This is a genomic window from Methylobacterium goesingense (assembly GCF_022179225.1).
GTDB lineage: Bacteria > Pseudomonadota > Alphaproteobacteria > Rhizobiales > Beijerinckiaceae > Methylobacterium > Methylobacterium goesingense.
In genome coordinates this window covers 36,928-57,786 of the sequence record NZ_BPQL01000086.1, presented here as the reverse complement: position 1 = coordinate 57,786, position 20,859 = coordinate 36,928, and the positions used below count along the sequence as shown (strand labels likewise).

The 20,859-nt window shown below is 67.4% G+C and carries 31 protein-coding genes; 28 read left to right on the top strand and 3 right to left on the bottom strand.

The annotated features are described in order from the left end of the window. The first annotated feature begins 109 nt into the window (after positions 1–109). The 28 genes from rpsJ (at position 110) to rplQ (ending at position 16,076) form a co-directional block, all read left to right on the top strand. Positions 110–418, top strand: a complete 309-nt coding sequence (rpsJ, locus tag MFF30_RS16340) for a 30S ribosomal protein S10 (RefSeq protein WP_018044230.1) — start codon at positions 110–112, stop codon at positions 416–418. A 50-nt stretch (positions 419–468) separates the two neighbouring features. Further along, on the top strand, positions 469–1,209 hold the full coding sequence (gene rplC / locus MFF30_RS16335) for a 50S ribosomal protein L3 (RefSeq protein ID WP_238280537.1): 741 nt from the start codon (positions 469–471) through the stop codon (positions 1,207–1,209). After that, complete coding sequence (gene rplD / locus MFF30_RS16330; RefSeq protein WP_238280536.1) at positions 1,209–1,829, top strand: 50S ribosomal protein L4; 621 nt, start codon at positions 1,209–1,211, stop codon at positions 1,827–1,829. Before rplC ends, rplD begins: the two co-directional genes overlap by 1 nt. Beyond that, positions 1,826–2,122, top strand: coding sequence for a 50S ribosomal protein L23 (locus tag MFF30_RS16325; RefSeq protein ID WP_238280535.1), 297 nt, complete (start codon positions 1,826–1,828; stop codon positions 2,120–2,122). Before rplD ends, MFF30_RS16325 begins: the two co-directional genes overlap by 4 nt. Before the next feature lie 27 nt (positions 2,123–2,149). Next, positions 2,150–2,986, top strand: coding sequence for a 50S ribosomal protein L2 (gene rplB, locus MFF30_RS16320; protein WP_238280534.1), 837 nt, complete (start codon positions 2,150–2,152; stop codon positions 2,984–2,986). Positions 2,987–2,991: 5 nt separating this feature from the next. Further along, a complete protein-coding gene (gene rpsS / locus MFF30_RS16315; protein WP_055949278.1) occupies positions 2,992–3,270 on the top strand; it encodes a 30S ribosomal protein S19 in 279 nt (92 codons plus the stop codon). A gap of 2 nt (positions 3,271–3,272) precedes the next feature. Further along, a complete protein-coding gene (gene rplV / locus MFF30_RS16310; RefSeq protein ID WP_055949281.1) occupies positions 3,273–3,659 on the top strand; it encodes a 50S ribosomal protein L22 in 387 nt (128 codons plus the stop codon). Between the two features lie 10 nt (positions 3,660–3,669). Continuing rightward, the gene (gene rpsC, locus MFF30_RS16305; RefSeq protein WP_056481096.1) at positions 3,670–4,410 is read left to right on the top strand and encodes a 30S ribosomal protein S3; all 741 of its coding nucleotides are present in this window, start codon (positions 3,670–3,672) and stop codon (positions 4,408–4,410) included. 47 nt (positions 4,411–4,457) lie between these two features. Next, positions 4,458–4,871, top strand: a complete 414-nt coding sequence (rplP, locus tag MFF30_RS16300) for a 50S ribosomal protein L16 (protein WP_056091591.1) — start codon at positions 4,458–4,460, stop codon at positions 4,869–4,871. 14 nt (positions 4,872–4,885) lie between these two features. Further along, complete coding sequence (rpmC, locus tag MFF30_RS16295) at positions 4,886–5,101, top strand: 50S ribosomal protein L29 (protein WP_238280533.1); 216 nt, start codon at positions 4,886–4,888, stop codon at positions 5,099–5,101. 10 nt (positions 5,102–5,111) lie between these two features. Further along, positions 5,112–5,375 carry a 30S ribosomal protein S17 gene (gene rpsQ, locus MFF30_RS16290; RefSeq protein WP_238280532.1) on the top strand — a complete coding sequence of 88 codons (264 nt, stop codon included), beginning with the start codon at positions 5,112–5,114 and terminating at the stop codon, positions 5,373–5,375. A 349-nt stretch (positions 5,376–5,724) separates the two neighbouring features. Beyond that, a complete protein-coding gene (rplN, locus tag MFF30_RS16285) occupies positions 5,725–6,093 on the top strand; it encodes a 50S ribosomal protein L14 (RefSeq protein ID WP_055949294.1) in 369 nt (122 codons plus the stop codon). Then, on the top strand, positions 6,093–6,410 hold the full coding sequence (rplX, locus tag MFF30_RS16280; protein WP_055949297.1) for a 50S ribosomal protein L24: 318 nt from the start codon (positions 6,093–6,095) through the stop codon (positions 6,408–6,410). The genes rplN and rplX overlap by 1 nt, the downstream gene beginning before the upstream one ends. Further along, positions 6,403–6,969, top strand: a complete 567-nt coding sequence (gene rplE, locus MFF30_RS16275; protein ID WP_238280531.1) for a 50S ribosomal protein L5 — start codon at positions 6,403–6,405, stop codon at positions 6,967–6,969. Before rplX ends, rplE begins: the two co-directional genes overlap by 8 nt. A 40-nt stretch (positions 6,970–7,009) precedes the next feature. Next, positions 7,010–7,315, top strand: coding sequence for a 30S ribosomal protein S14 (rpsN, locus tag MFF30_RS16270; RefSeq protein ID WP_056183527.1), 306 nt, complete (start codon positions 7,010–7,012; stop codon positions 7,313–7,315). A gap of 12 nt (positions 7,316–7,327) precedes the next feature. Beyond that, positions 7,328–7,723, top strand: a complete 396-nt coding sequence (gene rpsH / locus MFF30_RS16265) for a 30S ribosomal protein S8 (RefSeq protein ID WP_055881679.1) — start codon at positions 7,328–7,330, stop codon at positions 7,721–7,723. Positions 7,724–7,747: 24 nt separating this feature from the next. Further along, positions 7,748–8,281, top strand: a complete 534-nt coding sequence (gene rplF, locus MFF30_RS16260) for a 50S ribosomal protein L6 (protein WP_238280530.1) — start codon at positions 7,748–7,750, stop codon at positions 8,279–8,281. Positions 8,282–8,293: 12 nt separating this feature from the next. Then, positions 8,294–8,656, top strand: coding sequence for a 50S ribosomal protein L18 (rplR, locus tag MFF30_RS16255; protein ID WP_056171336.1), 363 nt, complete (start codon positions 8,294–8,296; stop codon positions 8,654–8,656). A gap of 93 nt (positions 8,657–8,749) precedes the next feature. Beyond that, a complete protein-coding gene (rpsE, locus tag MFF30_RS16250; RefSeq protein WP_238280529.1) occupies positions 8,750–9,337 on the top strand; it encodes a 30S ribosomal protein S5 in 588 nt (195 codons plus the stop codon). Positions 9,338–9,349: 12 nt separating this feature from the next. Beyond that, positions 9,350–9,541 (top strand): 50S ribosomal protein L30, encoded by a 192-nt coding sequence (rpmD, locus tag MFF30_RS16245; protein ID WP_056469605.1) that lies wholly within the window; start codon positions 9,350–9,352, stop codon positions 9,539–9,541. Positions 9,542–9,552: 11 nt separating this feature from the next. Then, entirely contained in the window at positions 9,553–10,056 is a 504-nt protein-coding gene (gene rplO, locus MFF30_RS16240; protein WP_056183536.1) for a 50S ribosomal protein L15, read from the top strand. 144 nt (positions 10,057–10,200) lie between these two features. After that, positions 10,201–11,538, top strand: coding sequence for a preprotein translocase subunit SecY (gene secY / locus MFF30_RS16235; protein WP_238280528.1), 1,338 nt, complete (start codon positions 10,201–10,203; stop codon positions 11,536–11,538). Between the two features lie 114 nt (positions 11,539–11,652). Further along, positions 11,653–12,252 carry an adenylate kinase gene (locus MFF30_RS16230; protein WP_238280527.1) on the top strand — a complete coding sequence of 200 codons (600 nt, stop codon included), beginning with the start codon at positions 11,653–11,655 and terminating at the stop codon, positions 12,250–12,252. A gap of 267 nt (positions 12,253–12,519) precedes the next feature. Continuing rightward, on the top strand, positions 12,520–12,888 hold the full coding sequence (gene rpsM, locus MFF30_RS16225) for a 30S ribosomal protein S13 (protein WP_238280526.1): 369 nt from the start codon (positions 12,520–12,522) through the stop codon (positions 12,886–12,888). A 169-nt stretch (positions 12,889–13,057) separates the two neighbouring features. Next, on the top strand, positions 13,058–13,447 hold the full coding sequence (gene rpsK / locus MFF30_RS16220; protein WP_055949325.1) for a 30S ribosomal protein S11: 390 nt from the start codon (positions 13,058–13,060) through the stop codon (positions 13,445–13,447). Between the two features lie 43 nt (positions 13,448–13,490). After that, positions 13,491–14,366 (top strand): MBL fold metallo-hydrolase, encoded by an 876-nt coding sequence (locus MFF30_RS16215; RefSeq protein WP_238280525.1) that lies wholly within the window; start codon positions 13,491–13,493, stop codon positions 14,364–14,366. Between the two features lie 93 nt (positions 14,367–14,459). Further along, positions 14,460–15,479, top strand: a complete 1,020-nt coding sequence (locus MFF30_RS16210) for a DNA-directed RNA polymerase subunit alpha (protein ID WP_238280524.1) — start codon at positions 14,460–14,462, stop codon at positions 15,477–15,479. A 189-nt stretch (positions 15,480–15,668) separates the two neighbouring features. Continuing rightward, positions 15,669–16,076, top strand: coding sequence for a 50S ribosomal protein L17 (rplQ, locus tag MFF30_RS16205; protein WP_238280523.1), 408 nt, complete (start codon positions 15,669–15,671; stop codon positions 16,074–16,076). A 177-nt stretch (positions 16,077–16,253) separates the two neighbouring features. On the opposite strand, the gene MFF30_RS16200 is transcribed toward rplQ, so the two are convergent. From MFF30_RS16200 to cheB, 3 genes are read right to left on the bottom strand one after another with little or no spacing between them, the layout of a single operon-like run. Beyond that, on the bottom strand, positions 16,254–18,107 hold the full coding sequence (locus tag MFF30_RS16200; RefSeq protein WP_238280522.1) for a response regulator: 1,854 nt from the start codon (positions 18,105–18,107) through the stop codon (positions 16,254–16,256). A gap of 2 nt (positions 18,108–18,109) precedes the next feature. Continuing rightward, entirely contained in the window at positions 18,110–19,822 is a 1,713-nt protein-coding gene (locus tag MFF30_RS16195; protein ID WP_238280521.1) for a response regulator, read from the bottom strand. Continuing rightward, positions 19,819–20,859 (bottom strand): chemotaxis-specific protein-glutamate methyltransferase CheB, encoded by a 1,041-nt coding sequence (gene cheB, locus MFF30_RS16190; protein ID WP_238280541.1) that lies wholly within the window; start codon positions 20,857–20,859, stop codon positions 19,819–19,821. The genes MFF30_RS16195 and cheB overlap by 4 nt, the downstream gene beginning before the upstream one ends.

Below are 20,859 nucleotides of genomic sequence, written 5' to 3'. Positions count from 1 at the left end.
TCGCCGCCATCAACGAGTAATCGTCCGTCCAAACGGTCAGTCTGCAGGGAACGATTGAGGGGCGGGTCCTCGCGCCCGCCCCCCAATCGCCCCGCCAAGGTTTCAGGTCATGAACGGTCAGAATATTCGTATCCGCCTCAAGGCGTTCGACCATCGCATCCTCGATGCGTCGACCCGTGAGATCGTCTCGACGGCCAAGCGCACCGGCGCCACCATCCGTGGCCCGATCCCGCTGCCGACGCATATCGAGAAGTTCACCGTCAACCGCTCGCCGCACATCGACAAGAAGTCGCGTGAGCAGTTCGAGATGCGCACCCACAAGCGCGTCCTCGATATCGTCGATCCGACGCCGCAGACCGTGGACGCGCTGATGAAGCTCGACCTCGCCGCCGGCGTGGACGTGGAGATCAAGCTCTAAGTCCCGCCGGGATTTAGAGCTTACCGTAGAATCGCGCGAGGGAGACACCTATGCGCTCAGGCGTCATCGCACAGAAGGTCGGCATGACCCGCATCTTTACGGATGCAGGCGAACATGTCCCCGTCACAGTGCTTAAAATCGATCAATGCCAGGTGGTTGCCCACCGTACTGTCGAGAAGAACGGCTACGTCGCCCTTCAGGTCGGCGTCGGCAAGGCCAAGGTGAAGAACGTGTCGGCTGCCGAGCGCGGCCGGTTCGCGGTCGCCAAGGTCGAGCCCAAGCAGAAGCTCGCCGAGTTCCGCGTGTCCGAGGACAAGCTGATCCCGGTCGGCGCGGAAATCACCGCCGATCACTTCATCCCGGGTCAGTTCGTCGACGTGACGGGCACCACCACGGGTAAGGGTTTCGCCGGTGGTATGAAGCGCTGGAACTTCGGCGGTCTTCGCGCCACCCACGGCGTGTCCATCTCGCACCGTTCGATCGGTTCGACCGGTGGCCGCCAGGACCCGGGCAAGACCTTCAAGAACAAGAAGATGCCCGGTCACATGGGCGTCGACCGGGTCACCACCCAGAACCTGCGCGTCGTGCGTACGGATCCTGAGCGTGGCCTGATCCTCGTCGAGGGCGCCGTTCCGGGTGTCGCCGGCGGTTGGATCCAGATCCGCGACGCGGTGAAGCGCAAGCTCCCCGCGGACGTTCCGCAGCCTGGCAAGTTCCGTGAGCAGGGCGCTTCCGCACCCGCCACCGAAGTGCCGGCTCCCGAGGCTCCCGCTTCCGAGGAGAACGCGTGATGAAGCTTGATATCACCACCCTCGACGGCGAGGGCGCCGGTTCGGTCGACCTCAACGAGACCATTTTCGGTCTCGAGCCCCGCGTCGACCTGCTTCAGCGCATGGTGCGCTGGCAGCTGGCCAAGCGCCAGGCCGGCACCCACGCGGTGAAGAACCGCTCGGACGTGAACCGCACCCGCAAGAAGCTCTACAAGCAGAAGGGCACGGGTAACGCCCGTCACGGCGCCGCCTCCGCTCCGCAGTTCCGCGGCGGTGGACGTGCCTTCGGTCCGGTCGTGCGCAGCCATGCCCACGATCTTCCCAAGAAGGTCCGCGCGCTCGCTCTGAAGCACGCCCTGTCCGCGAAGGTGAAGGATTCCACCCTTATCATCGTCGACGACGTGAAACTCGCCGAGGGCAAGACCAAGGCGCTCGTCGAGCGCTTCGAGAAGATGGGCCTGTCCAGCGCCCTGATCATCGGCGGTGCCGAGGTGGACGTGAACTTCGCACGCGCCGCCCGCAACATCCCGCAGATCGACGTGCTGCCGATCCAGGGCATCAACGTGTACGACATCCTGCGTCGCGAGAAGCTCGTGCTGACCCGCGCAGCGATCGATGCGCTGGAGGCGCGTTTCCAATGAGTGCCGATCCGCGCCACTACGACATCATCGTCTCCCCGGTCATCACCGAGAAGGCGACGAACCTCACCGAGCAGAACAAGGTCGTGTTCCGGGTTTCCCCGAAGGCGACCAAGCCGCAGATCAAGGAAGCGGTCGAGAAGCTGTTCGAAGTCAAGGTCACGGGCGTCAACACGCTCGTCACCAAGGGCAAGAAGAAGATTTTCCGCGGGCTTCGCGGACAGCGTTCGGACGTGAAGAAAGCGATCGTGACCCTCGCCGAGGGTGAGACGATCGACGTCACGACCGGCCTCTGAGACAAGTCGGGTTAAGGATTACCACCGATGGCCTTGAAGACATTCAAACCGGTCACGCCGAGCCTTCGCCAGCTCGTGCTCGTCGACCGCCGTGAGCTCTACAAGGGCAAGCCGGTCAAGAAGCTCACCGAGGGCAAGTCGTCGTCCGGCGGCCGCAACAACCTCGGCCGCATCACGGTCCGTTTCCGGGGTGGCGGACACAAGCGCACGCTCCGCAACGTCGACTTCAAGCGTCGCGAGCAGATTGGCGTGTCCGCCACCGTCGAGCGGATCGAGTACGATCCGAACCGCACCGCGTTCATCGCGCTGATCGCCTTCCCCGACGGCACGCAGAGCTATATCCTGGCTCCGCAGCGTCTGTCGCCCGGTGACAAGGTGATCGCGGCCGAGCAGGTCGACATCAAGCCCGGCAACGCCGGTCCGGTCGGCAACATGCCGGTGGGCACGATCGTCCATAACGTCGAGCTCAAGATCGGCAAGGGCGGCGCGATCGCCCGCTCCGCCGGCAACTACGCCCAGATCGTCGGCCGCGATCAGGGCTACGTCACGCTCCGCCTGAACTCGGGCGAGCAGCGCCTGGTCCATGGTCAGTGCTTCGCCAGCGTCGGCGCGGTCTCCAACCCGGACCATATGAACATCTCGCTCGGCAAGGCCGGCCGCAACCGCTGGCTCGGCAAGCGCCCGCACGTGCGCGGCGTTGCGATGAACCCGGTCGACCACCCGCACGGCGGCGGCGAGGGACGCACTTCGGGCGGCCGTAACCCGGTCACGCCCTGGGGCGTTCCCACGAAGGGGAAGAAGACCCGCTCGAACAAGCGGACCGACGTCTTCATCCTGTCCAGCCGTCATAACCGTAAGAAGTAACGCCCATGGCACGCTCGCTCTGGAAGGGGCCGTTCATCGACGGCTACCTCCTCAAGAAGGCCGAAGCCGCTCGCGGTTCCAGCCGTAACGAAGTCATCAAGATCTGGAGCCGCCGCTCCACGATCCTGCCGCAGTTCGTCGGGCTCACCTTCGGTGTGCACAACGGACAGAAGCACATCCCGGTCTACGTCTCCGAGGAAATGGTCGGCCACAAGTTCGGCGAGTTCTCGCCGACCCGCACCTTCCACGGTCACGCAGCCGACAAGAAGTCGAAGAGGCGCTGATCATGGGCAAGCCCGCCACTCCCCGCGCGCTCCCCGAGAACGAGGCTCAGGCCGTCGCGCGCATGCTGCGCGTCAGCCCCCAGAAGCTCAATCTCGTCGCGCAGCTCATTCGCGGCAAGAAGGTCGACTCGGCGCTCGCCGATCTCGAATTCTCCCGCAAGCGGATCGCCCGCGAGGTCAAGAAGTGCCTCGAGAGCGCGATCGCCAACGCTGAGAACAACCACAACCTGGACGTCGACGATCTCGTCGTCTCCCAGGCGTTCGTCGGCAAGGCGCTCGTGCTGAAGCGGTTCCACGCCCGTGCGCGTGGCCGCGGCGCCCGTATCCTGAAGCCCTTCGCGAACCTCACCATCGTGGTGCGCGAAGTCCCGACCGCCGAAGCGGCGTGAGGAGGACCTGATGGGCCAGAAAGTCAATCCGATCGGTCTGCGGCTCGGTATCAACCGGACCTGGGACTCCCGCTGGTTCGCCCAGAAGGGTGAATACGCCAAGCTCATGCACGAGGACGTCGCGATCCGCGCCGCCCTCATGAAGCAGCTCAAGCAGGCTGCCGTCTCGAAGATCGTCATCGAGCGTCCGCACCGGAAGTGCCGCGTCACCATCCACTCGGGCCGTCCGGGTGTGGTGATCGGCAAGAAGGGCGCCGACATCGAGAAGCTTCGCAAGCTGGTCGGCACGCTGACCAAGGCCGAGGTGACGATCAACATCGTCGAGGTGCGCAAGCCCGAGATCGACGCCACTCTGGTGGCCGATTCGATCGCCCAGCAGCTCGAGCGCCGCGTCGCCTTCCGTCGTGCCATGAAGCGCGCCGTGCAGTCGGCGATGCGTCTCGGCGCCGAGGGCATCCGTATCAACTGCTCCGGGCGCCTCGGCGGCGCCGAGATCGCCCGCCAGGAGTGGTACCGTGAGGGCCGCGTGCCCCTGCATACCCTCCGCGCCGACGTCGATTACGGCGTCGCCACCGCCTTCACGACCTACGGGACGTGCGGCATCAAGGTGTGGGTGTTCAAGGGCGAGATCCTCGAGCACGACCCGATGGCACAGGACAAGAAGGCGCAGGAAGAGGGTGGCCGTTCGGGCGGCCGTCGCGAGCGCGATGGTGAGGGTGGCCGCGAGCGCGGCCGGCGCGAGCACGCCTAACGGCGTGTTCGTGACCCCGTCACCCAGAAAGGTGTTGAGAGGCTGCCATGTTGCAACCCAAGAAGACCAGGTTCCGTAAGCAGTTCAAGGGTCGCATCCACGGTGCGGCCAAGGGCGGCTTCGACCTCAACTTCGGGACGTTCGGCCTGAAGGCCATCGAGCCCGAGCGCATCACCGCGCGGCAGATCGAGGCGGCCCGCCGCGCGATCACCCGTGAGATGAAGCGCCAGGGCCGCGTCTGGATCCGGATCTTCCCGGACGTTCCGGTTACCGCCAAGCCCACCGAAGTCCGCATGGGCTCCGGTAAGGGTGCACCCGAGTTCTGGGCTGCCCGCGTGCATCCCGGACGTATCATGTTCGAAGTCGACGGCGTGGCCGAGGACGTTGCGAAGGAGGCCCTGCGCCTCGGCGCAGCGAAGCTCCCGATCCGCACGCGCGTCGTTCAGCGTATCGCTGACTAAGGGAGGAGGGGATCATGAAGTCGTCGCAGAGACAGTCGGATCTGGCCGCCCTGTCGCCCGATCAGCTGAACGATGAGCTGTTGAACCTGAAGAAGGAGCAGTTCAACCTGCGCTTCCAGGGCGCCACCGGCCAGCTCGAGAACGTCGCGCGCGTCCGCGAAGTCCGCCGCGATATCGCCCGCGTCCGTACGCTCCAGCGTCGGAAGACGCTGAAGTCCGCGCAGGCCTGAGGAGTACACCATGCCGAAGCGCGTATTGCAGGGCGTCGTCGTCAGCGACAAGGGCGAGAAGACCATCGTCGTCAAGGTGGAGCGTCGCTTCACCCACCCGGTGATGAAGAAGACCGTCCGTCGCTCGAAGAACTACCACGCCCACGACGAAGCCAACGTCGCCAAGGTCGGCCAGACCGTGTCGATCGAGGAGTGTCGTCCGTTCTCGAAGACCAAGACCTGGAAGCTCGTCGAGGGTGCCGCCGCCACCGAGGCTGCTCCGGCCGAGGCCTGAGCTTCATGCACGGACGTTGAAGCGGGTGCTCGTCGGGCGCCCGCTTTTTCGTTGCCCTCTCGGCCCCTGGGCCGAGCGCCACGCCGCGCCCGCGCGTTCCTCGACGAACCCGCGGCGCAGCAAATAGACCTTGCGCGTTGGCGCCGCCCGGTGTAGTGGGCATGCCTTCGCGACAGATGAGAGGGGTGTTCCCACCCTTCGTACGCGGCGACCGCGCCGGGGTCCACGGACACCGATTGCGCGGCGTTTCATATGAGCCGGGGACATCAGATCCCCATCAGGCGTCGTCCGCCGGACAATACCGTCCGCGTGCGGAAACCCGCCTGAAACAATGGAAAGGTCACTGCCCGTGATCCAGATGCAGACGAATCTGGACGTCGCCGACAACTCTGGTGCACGCCGCGTGATGTGCATCAAGGTTCTGGGCGGGTCGAAGCGTAAGTACGCCGGTGTCGGCGACATCATCGTGGTCTCCGTCAAGGAAGCGATTCCCCGGGGCCGCGTGAAGAAGGGCGACGTCATGAAGGCGGTCGTCGTTCGCACGGCGAAGGAAGTGAAGCGTCCCGACGGTTCGGTGATCCGCTTCGACAAGAACGCCGCCGTTCTGATCAACAATCAGAAGGAGCCGATCGGCACCCGCATCTTCGGACCGGTTCCGCGCGAGCTGCGCGCCCGCAACCACATGAAGATCATCTCGCTCGCGCCGGAGGTGCTGTAATGGCCGCCAAGGTCAAGAAAGGCGACAAGGTCGTCGTCCTCACCGGTCGCGACAAGGGTCGCTCCGGCGAGGTCATCCAGGTGCTCCCCAAGGAAGACCGGGCCTTCGTGCGCGGTATCAACCTGGTCAAGAAGCACCAGAAGCAGACGCAGAACCAGGAAGGCGGCATCGTCTCCAAGGAAGCTGCGATTCACCTGTCCAACATCGCCGTCGCCGACCCCAAGGATGGTCAGCCCACGCGCGTTGGTTTCCGCATTCTCGACGACGGCCGCAAAGTCCGGTTCGCCAAGCGCTCGGGGGATCTGATCGATGGCTGAGAAGAACAACGACGGGTACGTCCCGCGCCTGCGCAAGCACTACGACGAAGTGGTGCGCCAGAAGCTGATCGAAGAGTTCGGTTACAAGAACCCCATGCAGGTTCCGGTCATCGAGAAGATCGTGATCAACATGGGTGTCGGCGAGTCCACCGCCGATTCGAAGAAGGCCTCCGTCGCCGCCGGCGATCTGGCCCTCATCGCCGGCCAGAAGCCGGTCATCACCAAGGCCCGCAAGGCCATCGCGACCTTCAAGGTCCGCGAGGGCATGCCGATCGGCTGCAAGGTGACCCTGCGCAAGCAGCGTATGTACGAGTTCATGGACCGCCTCATCACGATCGCGCTCCCGCGCGTCCGCGATTTTCGTGGCCTGAACCCGCGTTCCTTCGACGGCAACGGCAACTACGCACTGGGCCTCAAGGAGCACCTCGTGTTCCCGGAGATCTCGTACGACAAGGCCGAGGCCACCTGGGGCATGGACATCGTCATTCAGACGACGGCCCGCACCGATGCTGAGGCGCGCGCGCTCCTCACGCAGTTCCGATTCCCGTTCCGGCAGTGAGCCCCCGCTAGGGTCTCAGACGCGGACACCGGAGAGAGAAATGGCAAAGAAAAGCTCGATTGAGAAGAACAAGCACCGCGAAGCGCTGGTGAAGCTCTATGCTCCCAAGCGCAAGGCACTGCTTGCCACGGCGAACGACGAGTCCCTCGAGATGGAGGAGCGCTTCGAGGCGCGCCTCAAGCTCGCGGAACTGCCCCGCAACTCGTCCCCCACCCGCATCCGCAACCGCTGCGGCATGACCGGCCGTCCGCGCGCCTTCTATCGCAAGATGGGCATCTCGCGCATCGCGCTGCGCGAACTCGGCAACCAGGGTCTGATCCCCGGTCTCGTCAAGTCGAGCTGGTAAGGAGCAACCACCATGGTCAACGATCCCGTGGGTGATATGCTCACCCGCATCCGCAACGGTCAGCAGCGCCGCCGCAACGTCGTTCAGACGCCCGGCTCCCGCCTGCGCGCCAGCGTGCTCGACGTCCTCAAGTCCGAGGGCTACATCCGCGACTACGCGACCACGGATTACGGCAACGGCCGCACCGAGTTCGCAATCGAGCTGAAGTACTACGACGGCCAGCCCGTCATCCGCTCGATCCAGCGCGTGTCGAAGCCCGGCCGCCGTGTCTACTCGTCGGTTGGCGAGCTGCCGCGCGTCGCCGACGGTCTCGGCGTCACCATCGTGTCCACCCCGCAGGGCGTCATGGCCGACCACGAGGCGCGCGAGCGCAACGTCGGCGGCGAAGTGCTCTGCAAGGTGTTCTGATCTCGGACTTGGAGGAATAAGGCGATGTCTCGCGTAGGCAAGAAGCCCGTTCCCGTCCCGTCCGGCGTGACGGCCACGGTGACCGGTCAAACGGTGAAGATGAAGGGCTCCAAGGGCGAGCTCCAGTACGTCGTTCCCAACGTGGTCGACGTGAAGTTCGAGGACGGCGCCGTCTCGGTGCAGCCCCGGAACCAGACGAAGGAGGCCCGCTCGCTCTGGGGCACCTCCCGCGCTCAGGTGGCGAACCTCGTTGAGGGCGTCTCCAAGGGCTTCGAGAAGAAGCTCGAGATCACCGGCGTGGGTTACCGCGCCGCGATGGCCGGCAAGGCTCTGAAGCTCTCGCTCGGCTACAGCCACGACATCGAGTACGAGATCCCCGCGGGTATCTCGATCGCGGTGCCGAAGCCCACCGAGATCGTCATCACCGGTATCGACCGGCAGGTTGTCGGCCAGGTGGCCGCCGAGATCCGCGACTATCGCGGCCCTGAGCCCTACAAGGGCAAGGGCGTGAAGTACGCGGGCGAGTTCATCTTCCGCAAGGAAGGCAAGAAGAAGTAAGGGCCGCCGAACATGTCACGCAAAATCGATGCACTCGACCGCCGCAAGGCGCGTGTGCGCCGCGCGCTGCGGGCGGCGGCCAATGGACGGCCCCGGCTCTCGGTGTTCCGTTCGTCCAAGCAGATCTACGTTCAGGTCATCGACGACGCGGCGGGCAAGACCCTCGCCGCGGCCTCGAGCCTCGACAAGGATCTGCGCACGGGTCTGAAGACCGGTGCCGACGTCTCTGCCGCTCAGGCAGTGGGCAAGCTTGTCGCCGAGCGCGCCAAGGCCGCCGGCGTCACCCAGGTGATCTTCGATCGCTCGGGCTACCTCTATCACGGGCGCGTCAAGGCGCTCGCCGACGCCGCCCGCGAGGGTGGCCTCGAGTTCTAAGTTTGGCGGAGGCGGGCGACTTCGGGCGCCCGCCATTCCACACGATTCAAGCGAGCGGGTCCGCCACCCGCGCCAGTGAGATGGATAGTCAGTATGGCACGTGAACGTGAAGGCGGGGGCCGCGGCCGCCGCGAAGACCGCGAGGAGCGCGACAGCGAGTTCGTGGACAAGCTCGTCCACATCAACCGTGTCGCCAAGGTTGTGAAGGGCGGCCGTCGCTTTGGTTTCGCCGCGCTCGTCGTCGTCGGCGACCAGAAGGGCCGCGTCGGCTTCGGCCACGGCAAGGCACGCGAAGTGCCTGAGGCGATCCGTAAGGCGACGGAAGCCGCCAAGCGCGGTCTCGTCCGCGTTGCGCTCCGCGAGGGCCGCACCCTGCACCACGACGTCTACGGTCGTCATGGCGCCGGCAAGGTTATCCTGCGCGCCGCCCCCCAGGGCACCGGCATCATCGCGGGCGGCCCCATGCGTGCCGTCTTCGAGACGCTGGGCATGCAGGACGTGGTGGCCAAGAGCCTCGGCTCCTCGAACCCCTACAACCTCGTGCGCGCCACCTTCGAGGCGCTCAAGAACGAAGACAGCCCGCGCGCCGTCGCGGCCCGTCGCGGTCTCAAGGTGTCGGCCCTCCAGGCCCGTCGCCGTGACGCCGATCCGTCCGATATGTCCGAAGCCGCAGTCGCGTAAGGGGAGGGTCCGATGGCACAGAAGACTCTCCGGGTCGAGCAGATCGGCTCGCCCATCCGCCGCGAAGGCGACCAGCGTGCGACGCTGATCGGCCTGAAGCTCAATAAGCTGCACCGTGTTTCCGAGCTGGAGGATACCCCCTCCGTGCGCGGGATGATCCGCAAGGTGCAGCACCTCGTGCGCGTTCTCAGCGACGCGGCCTGAGGGAGGGCATCATGAAACTCAATGAACTCCGCGACAACGACGGCGCCACCAAGAACCGGATGCGCGTCGGCCGGGGCATCGGCTCCGGCAAGGGCAAGACCGCGGGACGCGGCGTGAAGGGCCAGAAGGCCCGCACCGGCGTTTCCATCAAGGGCTTCGAGGGCGGCCAGATGCCGCTGCATCGTCGCCTTCCGAAGCGCGGCTTCAACAACCTGTACTCCACGGACCTGAACGAGGTGAACCTCGGCCGTGTCCAGCAGGCTGTCGATGCCGGCCGCATCGAGGCGGGCGCCACCGTCACCGTCGAGACCCTGATCGCCGCTGGCATCTGCGCCCGCGCCCGTGACGGCGTGAAGCTCCTCGGCGTCGGCGAGCTCACCACCAAGCTGACCTTCGAGGTCACCCGCGCGTCGAAGTCGGCGATCGAGGGTGTCGAGAAGGCCGGCGGCGCGGTGACGGTGACCTACGGCGACGGCGTCTCCACCCGGGGCAAGCCTGCCCGCGTGGTTGCGTAGCCCACCGTCAGACTTTAAGTCGAAGCTCTGAGCGGCGGCCCGTGCGACCTCGCGCGTGGCCGCCGTTCCCGTTTTATCAGGGACCGTCCTCTTCTCGCCCGAGAAGACGATGCCCCGTATGACCCCTCTCCAGGAACCGGTGTCATGGCCTCAGCCGCCGAGCAGCTTGCCGCGAACCTCAATTTCGGGGCCATCGCCAAGGCCGACGAGCTCAAGAAGCGCATCTGGTTCACGCTGGGTGCGCTCATCGTGTTCCGGCTGGGCACCTACATTCCGATCCCGGGCATCGACCCCGACCAGTTCGCGCGGAACTTCCAGCAGCAGGCGGGCGGCGTCCTCGGCCTGTTCAACATGTTCTCCGGCGGTGCCGTCGAGCGCATGGCGATCTTCGCTCTGAACATCATGCCGTACATCTCGGCCTCCATCATCATCCAGCTGCTCACCTCGGTGATCCCGAGCCTCGAGGCGCTGAAGAAGGAGGGCGAATCCGGCCGCAAGGTCATCAACCAGTACACCCGCTACCTGACTGTGGTGCTGGCGCTGGTTCAGTCCTGGGGCATCGCTTTCGGCCTGCAAAGCTCGAGCGCGGCGATCGAGCCCGGCCCGTTCTTCATCCTATCCACGGTGATCACGCTCACCGGCGGCACCCTGTTCCTGATGTGGATCGGCGAGCAGATCACCTCGCGCGGCATCGGCAACGGCTCCTCGCTGATCATCTTCGCCGGCATCGTCGCCCACCTGCCCGTGGCCATCGTGGGCGCCCTGGAACTGAGCCGCACCGGCGCGCTCTCCTCGGCCGTCATCCTCGGCATGGGCGTCGCGGCCATCGCGCTCGTCTACTTCATCGTGTTCATGGAGCGCGCCCAGCGCCGCCTGCTGATCAACTACCCAAAGCGCCAGGTCGGCAACCGCATGTACGAGGGTCAGACCTCGTTCCTGCCGCTGAAGCTCAACACGGCCGGCGTGATCCCGCCGATCTTCGCTTCCTCGCTATTGCTCCTGCCCGCCACCGTGGCGAGCTTCTCGGCCAACAATGGCGGCACTGGTATCCTGGCCACGATCACCACGTATATCGGCCACGGCCGGCCGCTCTATATGGTGCTCTACGCCGCTCTGATCATCTTCTTCGCGTTCTTCTACACCGCCGTGGTGTTCAACCCGCAGGAGACGGCGGACAACCTGAAGAAGCATGGCGGCTTCATTCCTGGCATCCGGCCGGGCGAGCGCACCGCCGCCTTCATCGACAAGGTGCTGACCCGCATCACCCTGATCGGAGCGCTCTACCTGACTTTCGTCTGTCTGGTGCCCGAGATCCTGGCGTCGTATTCCTCGGCCAGCATCGGCTTCGGCGGCACCTCGCTCCTCATCGTCGTCTCGGTGACGATGGACACGGTGGCGCAGATCCACGGGCATCTGATGGCGCATCAGTACGAGGGCCTCGTGAAGAAGGCTAAGCTGCGCGGGGCCACCCGCCGGCGCTGATCGCAGCCCCCTGGCCGCTTTCGGCGGCCGGAGGCCTCGCCTAGACCGTCTCGCGTGCCGGCGTCGCAAGGGGACGCCGGTCTTCCAAGAAACCGGACCTGAGGAAACGACACCATGCGCATCATCCTGCTTGGGCCGCCCGGCGCGGGGAAGGGGACGCAGTCCGAGCGGATCGTGGCGCGCTATGGCATTCCGCAGCTCTCCACCGGCGACATGCTCCGGGCCGCTGTCGCGGCGGGCACGCCGGTCGGGCTCCAGGCCAAGGCCGTGATGGAATCGGGCGGCCTCGTCTCTGACGCCATCGTGGTTGGCATCGTCGCCGACCGCATCGAGGAGGCCGACGCCAAGAACGGCTTCATCCTCGACGGCTTCCCCCGCACCGTCGAGCAGGCCAAGGCCCTCGACGCTATGCTGTCCGAGAAGGGCATCGCCCTCGACAGCGTTGTGGAGTTCGTGGTGGACGAGAACGCCCTGGTCGGGCGCATCGCCAAGCGCGCCGAGGAGACGGCGGCCCGGGGCCAGCCCGTGCGCAAGGACGACACGCCGGACGTCTTCAAGACGCGTCTGGACGCCTATCGCCGGCAGACCGCGCCGCTCTCGGACTATTACGCTGGCACCGGCCTCCTGCAGACCATCGACGGCATGAAGCCCGTGGATGCCGTGTCGCAGGACCTCGTCGCCCTTCTGGACCGGCATACGGCTGCCGCCTCCTGAGGCATCGCGTGTCCGCAGCGTCGCGACGCGCGGCCTTCGCAAATTCGGTGCTCTCGACGTCCACACGTCGCGACGCCTGGCATTGACACACGGACCGGTCCGCGCTAGTGGGCCGGTCTTCGTTCAGAGGAAATGGGTCCGGGTCGCCTCTCAAGAGGCCGATGCGGGCCGATTTGTCGTTTTGGACGGCGCGCAGGGACCGGTCTCCACCGGACGCGCGTCACACCCCCGGCACCGATGGATTTCGGCGCCCCATGGAGAGACACCTTGGCTCGTATCGCTGGCGTTAACATCCCGACCAACAAGCGCGTCGTCATCGCGCTGCAGTACATTCACGGCATCGGCCCCAAGAAGGCCGAAGAGATCACCGGCAAGGTCGGCATTCCCGCCGAGCGCCGCGTAAACCAGCTCACCGACGCCGAAGTGCTGTCGATCCGCGAGACCATCGACCGCGATTACCTCGTCGAGGGCGATCTGCGCCGCGAAGTCTCGATGAACATCAAGCGCCTGATGGATCTGGGCTGCTACCGTGGCCTGCGCCACCGCCGCAACCTGCCGGTCCGCGGACAGCGCACGCACACCAACGCGCGTACCCGCAAGGGTAAGTCCAAGCCGATCGCCGGCAAGAAGAAGTAAGTTTCTGGCATTGGGAGGCCGTGCTTCGCGCGGCCTCCTTTTCGTCGCGCTGGGTGTCCCGCATTGGGGCCCGCGTGGCGGCACGGCGATCCGGAACCGCGCCGCCAACATCGCAAAAAATCCCGAGCGCCTGGAATGACGGGCGCGTTTGAAGGACGAGAAGGTACAGATGGCCAAGGAAACCACCCGCGTTCGTCGCCGCGAACGCAAGAACATCGTCTCGGGCGTGGCGCACGTGAACGCCTCGTTCAACAACACGATGGTCACCATCACGGACGCGCAGGGCAACACGATCTCGTGGTCGTCCGCCGGCGCCATGGGCTTCAAGGGTTCGCGTAAGTCGACCCCTTACGCCGCTCAGGTCGCAGCCGAGGATGCCGCCCGCAAGGCCGCCGAGCACGGCATGCGCACCCTCGAAGTCGAGGTTTCGGGCCCCGGTTCGGGCCGTGAGTCGGCGCTCCGCGCTCTTCAGGCCGCTGGTTTCACCGTGACGTCGATCCGCGACGTGACGTCGATCCCGCATAACGGCTGCCGCCCGCGCAAGCGTCGCCGCGTCTGAGCGGAGGCCGTCGCGAATCCCTGGATCGTTCACGGAGACACGCGTGTCGAATGCTCGGAATCCGCTCGCCGGTGTGCTGCGGTGGAGCTTGGGTGATCTGACGATCACGGTGATGAACGACGGCTACCTGCAAGGGTCGCTCGACCTCGTCACCGGGATTCCCCGCGACGAGGCCGGCGCCCTCCAGGCCGCCGGCTTTCGCGCGCAGGATCCCCGGATCACGCTGAACGCGTTTCTGATCACCGGTCCGGGGCGCAAGCCGCTTCTGATCGATTCGGGGATGGGCAGCTTCGGCGGCCCCACCCTCGGCCGCGTCCCGGCCGCCCTCCAGGCGGCGGGCGTCGCGCCCGAATCCATCGAGACCGTCTTGCTGACGCACTTGCACCCCGACCATGCCGGCGGCCTGCTCGCCGGCGACGGGGTCGCGGCCTACCCGAACGCCGAACTCGTGGTGCATGCCGACGAGGCGGCGCATTGGCTCGACGATGGTGCCCTGGCGCGGGCGCCGGAAGAGGCCAAGCCCTATTTCGACATGGCCCGCAAGGCGACTGCTCCCTACGCCGGGCGCCTGCGGACCATGACCGGTGGCACCGTGGCGCCGGGTATCGAGGCCATACCGCTGCCCGGGCATACGCCTGGGCATACAGGCTACCGGATCACCTCGGGCGACGCGTCGCTTTTGATGTGGGCGGACATCGTCCATCTACCGGCGATCCAGTTCAAGCAGCCGGAAGCCGGTATGGTGTTCGACACCGACGGCGACCAGGCACGGGCCGTGCGTCGGCGCATGCTCGACATGGTGGCCAGCGACCGCACCTTCGTGGCGGGCGCACATCTCGAATTCCCCGCCCTGGGCTACGTCGCCCGGGACGGTGCCGCCTACAGTTTCGTTCCGGAACTCTGGGTCGCGGCACAGTAACCCTGAGCCCGACCGGCGCCGGAGGCGCGGTGTCGACGGGCAATTGCGTGGGCCGCTCTTGTGGCTCGCGCCGATCTTGCGAGAGGTAGCATCGTGGTCATTCAGAAGAACTGGCAAGAGCTCATCAAGCCGAACAAGCTCCAGGTCTCGACCGGACACGACCCCAAGCGGGTCGCCACCGTCGTCGCCGAGCCCCTGGAGCGCGGCTTCGGCACCACGCTCGGCAACTCCCTGCGCCGCGTGCTGCTGTCCTCGCTGCAGGGCGCGGCCGTGACCTCGGTGCAGATCGACGGCGTGCTGCACGAATTCTCGTCAATCCCCGGCGTGCGCGAGGATGTCACCGACATCGTCCTCAACATCAAGACCATCGCGATCCGCTCGCAGACCGAGGCCCCGAAGCGGCTGACCCTGCGCAAGACCGGCCCCGGCACCGTCACGGCGGGCGACATCGGCACGGTGGGCGACGTCCAGATCCTCAACCCTGACCTCGTCATCTGCACCCTCGACGACGGCGCCGAGATCCGCATGGAATTCACGGTCGCGACCGGCAAGGGCTACGTCCCGGCCGAGCGCAACCGCCCCGAGGACGCCCCCATCGGCCTGATCCCGGTGGACGCCCTGTTCTCGCCCGTCACCAAGGTCAGCTACCGCATCGAGACCACCCGCGAGGGCCAGGATCTCGACAAGGACAAGCTGACGATGACCATCGAGACCAATGGCGCCGTGTCGCCGGAGGATGCCCTGGCCTACGCCGCGCGCATCATCCAGGACCAGCTCCAGGTGTTCGTGAACTTCGAGGAGCCCCGCAAGGAGGAGGCGCAGCCGCTCGCGCCGCAGCTCCCCTTCAACCCGGCGCTGCTCAAGAAGGTCGACGAGCTCGAGCTTTCGGTGCGTTCGGCGAACTGCCTGAAGAACGACAACATCGTCTACATTGGCGACCTCATTCAGAAGTCGGAGGGCGAGATGCTGCGCACCCCGAACTTCGGCCGCAAGTCGCTCAACGAGATCAAGGAAGTGCTCGCCGCCATGGGCCTGCACCTCGGCATGGACATCCCCGGCTGGCCGCCGGAGAACATCGAAGACCTCGCCAAGCGCTTCGAAGAGCACTACTAAGCCGAAGCCGGCTTGGGCTGAACTTTTCGGCGCGTCTCGGCGCCGTTTGTTTGGCCGATCCATCGGGAGCTCGCGGAACGCGGACTCCCAAAAGAATCCCGCCGCGGGGTCATGCGGAATGAACAGCCCCGTTCCGGGGCGCTTGGCCGTACCGTGGCACGGCGGCCATTAGAGCAAGGACCAGCCATCATGCGTCATGGATTTCGCGGTCGTCGTTTCAACCGCACCACCGAGCACCGCAAGGCGATGTTCGCCAACATGTCGGCCGCGCTGATCAAGCACGAGCAGATCGTCACGACCCTGCCCAAGGCCAAGGATCTGCGTCCGGTCATCGAGAAGCTGATCACGCTGGGCAAGACCGACACCCTGCACGCCCGCCGCCTCGCCATGTCGCAGATTCGCGACGAGGACATGGTCCGCAAGCTCTTCGCGGTGATCGGCCCGCGCTACAACACCCGTCCGGGCGGCTACTGCCGCATCATGAAGGCCGGCTTTCGCTACGGCGACAACGCTCCCCTCGCCGTGATCGAGTTCGTCGACCGTGACGTCGATGCGCGCGGCAAGGATTCCGGCCAGGTCGTGGACGAGGCCGCGTAAGCGGTTCGATCTTCGGGACTTCAGGAAGGCGGCCTCCGGGCCGCCTTTTTTGTGTCCGGACCGGATGGCCGGTCATCCCGTCCCTCGTCAATCGCTTCGGCGGACACAGTCGCCCTCATTCGATGTCGGAAAGGGGCTCCCGCTTGCTCCGAGCCTGAGGGTCGATCGGAGAAAGCGTCAGGCCGCTCGGTCGAGGAGGCGCGAGACCTCGGCTGCCAGATCCACGGATTCGAAGGGCTTGCGCAGGACGGGCAGGTCGGCCGGGATCGGGATCGCCTCGGCATGTCCGGTGACGATGAGGACCGGCATCGTGGCCCAGCGCGCGCGCACGATCTCGGCGAGTTCCACCCCGGTCATACCCGGCATGGCGAGGTCGGCCACCACCAGGTCGAACCCCTCGCGCTCCAGCAGGGACAGAGCGGAGGCGCCATCGGCGGCCTCGCTCTCGGTGTAGCCGAAGCTCGACAGGAACGAGGCGGTCACGTGCCGGACCTCGGCGTCGTCGTCGACCACGAGGATGCGGGCGGAACGGGCGGCGGGGCGGGCGGCCGGCGCGCGGGCGGCCTCGGCCGGGCTCGCGGCGTCGGCGCGCGGCAGCACGATCTCGACGCGGGTGCCGGTGCCGGGCGCGCTCGCGATGCGCAGACGCCCGGCGGATTGCTGGGCGAGGCCGAAAACCATGGCGAGGCCGAGTCCGGTGCCTTGGCCCACCGATTTGGTGGTGAAGAAGGGCTCGCAGACCCGGGCTAGGATCTCGGGGGCGATGCCGGTTCCTGAATCGGCGATCTCGACGCTCATGTAGTCGCCGGGCACAAGGTCCGGATCGTCGTCGATCCGCAGGACGTGAGTCGCGACGCGGATCGTGCCGCCCTCCGGCATCGCGTCGCGGGCATTGATGCAGAGGTTGAGGATCGCGAGTTCGAGCTGGTCCGGGTCGACGCAGGCGGCCGGCGCCTCCGGGGCGAGCCGGGTCTCCACGCTGACGAGGCCGCCGAGGCTTCCCCCCAGCAGGTCGTGCATGCCCTCGATCAGGCCGTTCACGTCCACCGCCCGCGGCCGCAGGTCCCGCGAGCGGCTGAAGCTGAGGAGGCGGCGGGTCAGGGTGGCGCCGCGCTGGGCCGCCTGCGTGGCGTTGGTGACGAGGCGCTGGACGCGGGGCTGGTCGGCGATCTTGGGGCCCACGAGTTCGAGGCTGCCGAGGATCGCCGTCAGCAGGTTGTTGAAGTCATGCGCGATGCCGCCCGCCAGGGTACCGAGGGCCTGCATCTTGTCGGACTGGCGCAGGCGCGCCTCAAGGGACTTCTGCTCGGTGACGTCCCGCTCGATGGTGGCAAGGTGGGTGATCGCGCCCGCGCCATCGCGGATCGGCACGCGGGTGACGTGGCGCCAGCGCTCGGCGCCGATCGCGCCCTGGGCCACCAGGGTGTCGGCCGGCTCGCCGCGGGCCACAGCAGCCGCGTCCGCCGCCAGCACCGCGCCGTCGCCGGTGAGGAAATCCTCGGTCCGCCCGAGGCAGGCGGCGACGCTCTGCCCGAGGCCGGCCGCTTTGCGTGCGTTGAGGCGCACGAAGCGCCCCTCCGCGTCCTTGAAGGAGATCGCGTCCTCGGCATTGTCGAGGAGGCCGCGCAGCAGGGCGCGCTCGGTGGCGAGTTCGCGGCCGAGCGCGTGGCGCTCGTAGGCCTGGCGCACGGTGTTGCGCAGGAGGGCGGCGTCCCAGGGCTTGGTAGCGTAGCCGGTGATGCCGCCCTGATTGAGGGCCGCCACCACGGCGCTCATGTCGGCGTAGCCGGTGAGCAGGATCGCCTGGGCGTCGTGGATCTTGCGGGCCTCGGCCAGCATGGCGTCCCCGGTCATCCCGGGCATGCGCTGATCGGAGAGGATGACGGCGATCTCGGGCGTGGCCGCCAGGATCGCCAGGGCCTCGGCCGGCTTCGTCGTGGTGAGGACGCGGTACTCGTCCTCGAACAGGTCCTCGAGGGCGATCAGGATGTCCGGCTCGTCGTCGACGGCCAGGATCGTGCCTTGTGACATGCTCAACCCGTCTGCCGTGGAATACCGATCACGAAGCAGGCTCCGCCCCCGGCCGCGGCTTCGACGCTGAGCGAGCCGCTATGCGCCTGTACCACGCTGTAGGCAATCGCGAGGCCGAGGCCGGTTCCGGACCCCACGGGCTTCGTCGTGAAGAAGGGCTCGAAGATCTTTTCGCGCAGCACCTCGGGGATGCCAGGCCCCGTGTCGCTGATGCGGATGAGGTCGGTCTCGGGGGCGGCCCGGGTCTCGATCCGGATCGTGCCGCCCTCCGGCATCGCGTCGGCGGCGTTGCCTAGGATATTCATCACCACTTGGTTGAGCAGGGCGGGGGTGCAGTGGATCTCGGTCCGGCCGGTGAGGTCGCGCTCCACGACGATCCGGTCGCCGAGCTTGTGCTGGATGAGCGCCAGCACGGTCTCGATCGCCTCCGGCACATGGACGCGGGTGCGCTCCCCCTCGTCGAGGCGGGAGAACTTGCGCAGGTTGAGCACGAGGTCCTGGATGCGGGTCAGGCCCATCCGCATCGCCCCGACCCGGTCACCGCACTTCTGCAGACGGCGGGTGCTGTCGGGGGAGGCCGGGTCGGCGGCGACCTCGCCAAGGATGCGCTCGACGGTGCCCTGATGCGCCAGGATGAAGGCCAGCGGATTGTTGATCTCGTGGGCGATGCCCGCCACCAATTCGCCGAGGGAAGCCATCTTGGCCGCCTGGACGAGCTTGGCCTGCGCGTCGGTGAGCTTGCGGTTGGCGGTGGCGAGGTCCGCGTTAGCCTGTTCGAGGGCACCGGCCAGGGCCGCGCGGGCCTCGGCGGCCTCAGCCTCCGCACGGGCGCGCTCCAGGGCGCGCTCGCGGGCGCCGAATTCCCCGGCGATGCGCCGATCGTCCTCTTCCAAGAGCTTGCGCCGCACGAGGCTGCGCACGCGCATGACGAGGATCTCGCCGTCGGATTTCGAGACGACGTCGTCGGCGCCGGCCGCGAAGGCGTCCACCAGGAAGTCCTTGGCCGGCTGCGTCCCGGCGATTCCGACCACCTGGAAGGTCGGCGCGCCCGCCTCCCGGCCGGCGAGCCCCGCGACCCGGCGTGCGTCGATGGCCCGACAGAGGGCAAGGCCGTCGTAGCCGGTGCCGAGGAGGTCGATGGTCACGCAGTCGAAGGCGGCGCCCTCGGTGTCGAGGGCGGCGAGCGCCGCGTCGTGGCCGTCGGCGGTGGCGACCGCGTGGCCCTCATGCGCCAGGAGACCGGCCAGGAAGGTGCGGTAGGTCGCGCTGGCATCCACCACGAGGACGCGCCCGCGCCGGAAGGCCGAGCTTCCCGGCCCGTCGCCGCTGCCCCGGCGCTCGCGCAGCAGCGCGCGGATGCGCAGGACGAGAAGGTCGCGGTCGGCGGATTTCGCCACGTAGGCGTCGGCCCCGCTCTCGAGGCCCTGGCGCTCGCCGTCGCGGGCGCCGGTGAGCATGAGCAGGGGCAGGGCGCGCGTGCGCAGGGAGAGCCGGAGCTGGCGGGCGAACTCGTCGCCGTTCATGCCGGGCAGGTGGTGGTCGGCCACCACGAGGTCGGGCAGGCGGGTGTTGAGGTGGTCCAGGGCCGCCTCGGCGGTCGCGCAACGCTCTACCGAAAAGCCCTTCGATTCGAGGAGCAGGCGCAGTTCGAGGGCCTGCGTCTCGGAATCCTCGACGAGGAGCAGGCGGGGCAGGGCCTCGGGGGTCTCGCTCATGGGCCGCCCTCCGCGAGGCGCGCGAGGTGGGCGGCGATCCGGTCGAGGGGCAGCACCGTGCCGGCGGCCGACAGGCGGATTGCGGCCGCCGGCATGCCGAACACCACGGCCGTGCTCTCGTCCTCCGCGATGGTGAGGCCGCCGGCCCGGCGCATGTCGAGCAGGCCGGTGGCCCCGTCCTCCCCCATCCCGGTCAGCAGAACCCCGACGCCGCGCCCACCCGCGTGCCGGGCTACCGAGCGGAACAGGGCGGTGGCCGCCGGGCGCTGGCCGCCCACCGGGGCGGCATCGGTGATGCGCAGATGGCCGGCCGGGCCGAGTTCGAGGTGGCGGTCGCCCGGCGCCACGTAGACATGCCCGGCCTCCGCCCGCCCCCCGTCGCGGGCGACGGACACCGCGAGGCCGACGACGCTGTTCAGCCAGGCGGCGAAGCCCTCCATGAAGGCGGGGCCCATGTGCTGGACCACGAGGACGGGCAGGGGATAGTGCGCCGGCAGGCCGCCGATGACCCGGGCCAGTGCCGGGGGGCCGCCCGTGGAGGCGGCGATCGCGAGCACGCTGGCAGCCTCGGGTACCCGGAGGGCGGCCGAGACGGGGGCCGCCGCGGTGCGCCCGGCCCATTCCGAGCCGATCGGGCGGCGCCGGATGACCGGCACCGCCGCCATGATGCGCAGCTGCGTGCAGATCTCGGTGGCGACCGCGTCGTAACCCGCGTGCGTCGTCGCCACCGGCTTCTCGACCACCGAGAGCGCCCCGGCCCGCAGGGCGTTCATCGAAATGCGCAGGGACGAATCCTCGATGGAATCGGCGATGACCACGATCGGGGTCGGACGCTCGGCCATGATCCGCCGCGTCGTCTCCAGGCCGTCGATGCCGGGAAGCCGGATATCCATGGAGACGACGTCCGGCCGGGTCTGCCCAATGGTGGCCAGGGCCTCCTCGCCGGAGGCGACCGCCGCGACGACTTCCAGGCGCGGGTCGCGGCCGACGATGTGGATGAGGAGCTGGCGCACCACGAGGGAATCCTCGACCAGCAT

Excerpts from the sequence above, each read along its gene's own strand:
- MFF30_RS16200 (WP_238280522.1), bottom strand. The coding sequence starts at position 18,107 with ATGTCACAAGGCACGATCCTGGCCGTCGACGACGAGCCGGACATCCTG.
- MFF30_RS16325 (WP_238280535.1), top strand. The coding sequence starts at position 1,826 with ATGAGTGCCGATCCGCGCCACTACGACATCATCGTCTCCCCGGTCATC.
- rpsN (WP_056183527.1), top strand. The coding sequence starts at position 7,010 with ATGGCAAAGAAAAGCTCGATTGAGAAGAACAAGCACCGCGAAGCGCTG.
- rplB (WP_238280534.1), top strand. The coding sequence starts at position 2,150 with ATGGCCTTGAAGACATTCAAACCGGTCACGCCGAGCCTTCGCCAGCTC.
- MFF30_RS16230 (WP_238280527.1), top strand. The coding sequence starts at position 11,653 with ATGCGCATCATCCTGCTTGGGCCGCCCGGCGCGGGGAAGGGGACGCAG.
- rplD (WP_238280536.1), top strand. The coding sequence starts at position 1,209 with ATGAAGCTTGATATCACCACCCTCGACGGCGAGGGCGCCGGTTCGGTC.
- rplR (WP_056171336.1), top strand. The coding sequence starts at position 8,294 with ATGTCACGCAAAATCGATGCACTCGACCGCCGCAAGGCGCGTGTGCGC.
- rpsJ (WP_018044230.1), top strand. The coding sequence starts at position 110 with ATGAACGGTCAGAATATTCGTATCCGCCTCAAGGCGTTCGACCATCGC.
- rpmC (WP_238280533.1), top strand. The coding sequence starts at position 4,886 with ATGAAGTCGTCGCAGAGACAGTCGGATCTGGCCGCCCTGTCGCCCGAT.
- rplQ (WP_238280523.1), top strand. The coding sequence starts at position 15,669 with ATGCGTCATGGATTTCGCGGTCGTCGTTTCAACCGCACCACCGAGCAC.
- rpsQ (WP_238280532.1), top strand. The coding sequence starts at position 5,112 with ATGCCGAAGCGCGTATTGCAGGGCGTCGTCGTCAGCGACAAGGGCGAG.
- cheB (WP_238280541.1), bottom strand. The coding sequence starts at position 20,859 with ATGCTGGTCGAGGATTCCCTCGTGGTGCGCCAGCTCCTCATCCACATC.
- rplO (WP_056183536.1), top strand. The coding sequence starts at position 9,553 with ATGAAACTCAATGAACTCCGCGACAACGACGGCGCCACCAAGAACCGG.
- rplC (WP_238280537.1), top strand. The coding sequence starts at position 469 with ATGCGCTCAGGCGTCATCGCACAGAAGGTCGGCATGACCCGCATCTTT.
- rpsC (WP_056481096.1), top strand. The coding sequence starts at position 3,670 with ATGGGCCAGAAAGTCAATCCGATCGGTCTGCGGCTCGGTATCAACCGG.
- rpsK (WP_055949325.1), top strand. The coding sequence starts at position 13,058 with ATGGCCAAGGAAACCACCCGCGTTCGTCGCCGCGAACGCAAGAACATC.
- rplV (WP_055949281.1), top strand. The coding sequence starts at position 3,273 with ATGGGCAAGCCCGCCACTCCCCGCGCGCTCCCCGAGAACGAGGCTCAG.
- MFF30_RS16195 (WP_238280521.1), bottom strand. The coding sequence starts at position 19,822 with ATGAGCGAGACCCCCGAGGCCCTGCCCCGCCTGCTCCTCGTCGAGGAT.
- rpsE (WP_238280529.1), top strand. The coding sequence starts at position 8,750 with ATGGCACGTGAACGTGAAGGCGGGGGCCGCGGCCGCCGCGAAGACCGC.
- rplP (WP_056091591.1), top strand. The coding sequence starts at position 4,458 with ATGTTGCAACCCAAGAAGACCAGGTTCCGTAAGCAGTTCAAGGGTCGC.
- rplF (WP_238280530.1), top strand. The coding sequence starts at position 7,748 with ATGTCTCGCGTAGGCAAGAAGCCCGTTCCCGTCCCGTCCGGCGTGACG.
- rplE (WP_238280531.1), top strand. The coding sequence starts at position 6,403 with ATGGCTGAGAAGAACAACGACGGGTACGTCCCGCGCCTGCGCAAGCAC.
- secY (WP_238280528.1), top strand. The coding sequence starts at position 10,201 with ATGGCCTCAGCCGCCGAGCAGCTTGCCGCGAACCTCAATTTCGGGGCC.
- rpmD (WP_056469605.1), top strand. The coding sequence starts at position 9,350 with ATGGCACAGAAGACTCTCCGGGTCGAGCAGATCGGCTCGCCCATCCGC.
- rpsH (WP_055881679.1), top strand. The coding sequence starts at position 7,328 with ATGGTCAACGATCCCGTGGGTGATATGCTCACCCGCATCCGCAACGGT.
- rpsS (WP_055949278.1), top strand. The coding sequence starts at position 2,992 with ATGGCACGCTCGCTCTGGAAGGGGCCGTTCATCGACGGCTACCTCCTC.
- rplX (WP_055949297.1), top strand. The coding sequence starts at position 6,093 with ATGGCCGCCAAGGTCAAGAAAGGCGACAAGGTCGTCGTCCTCACCGGT.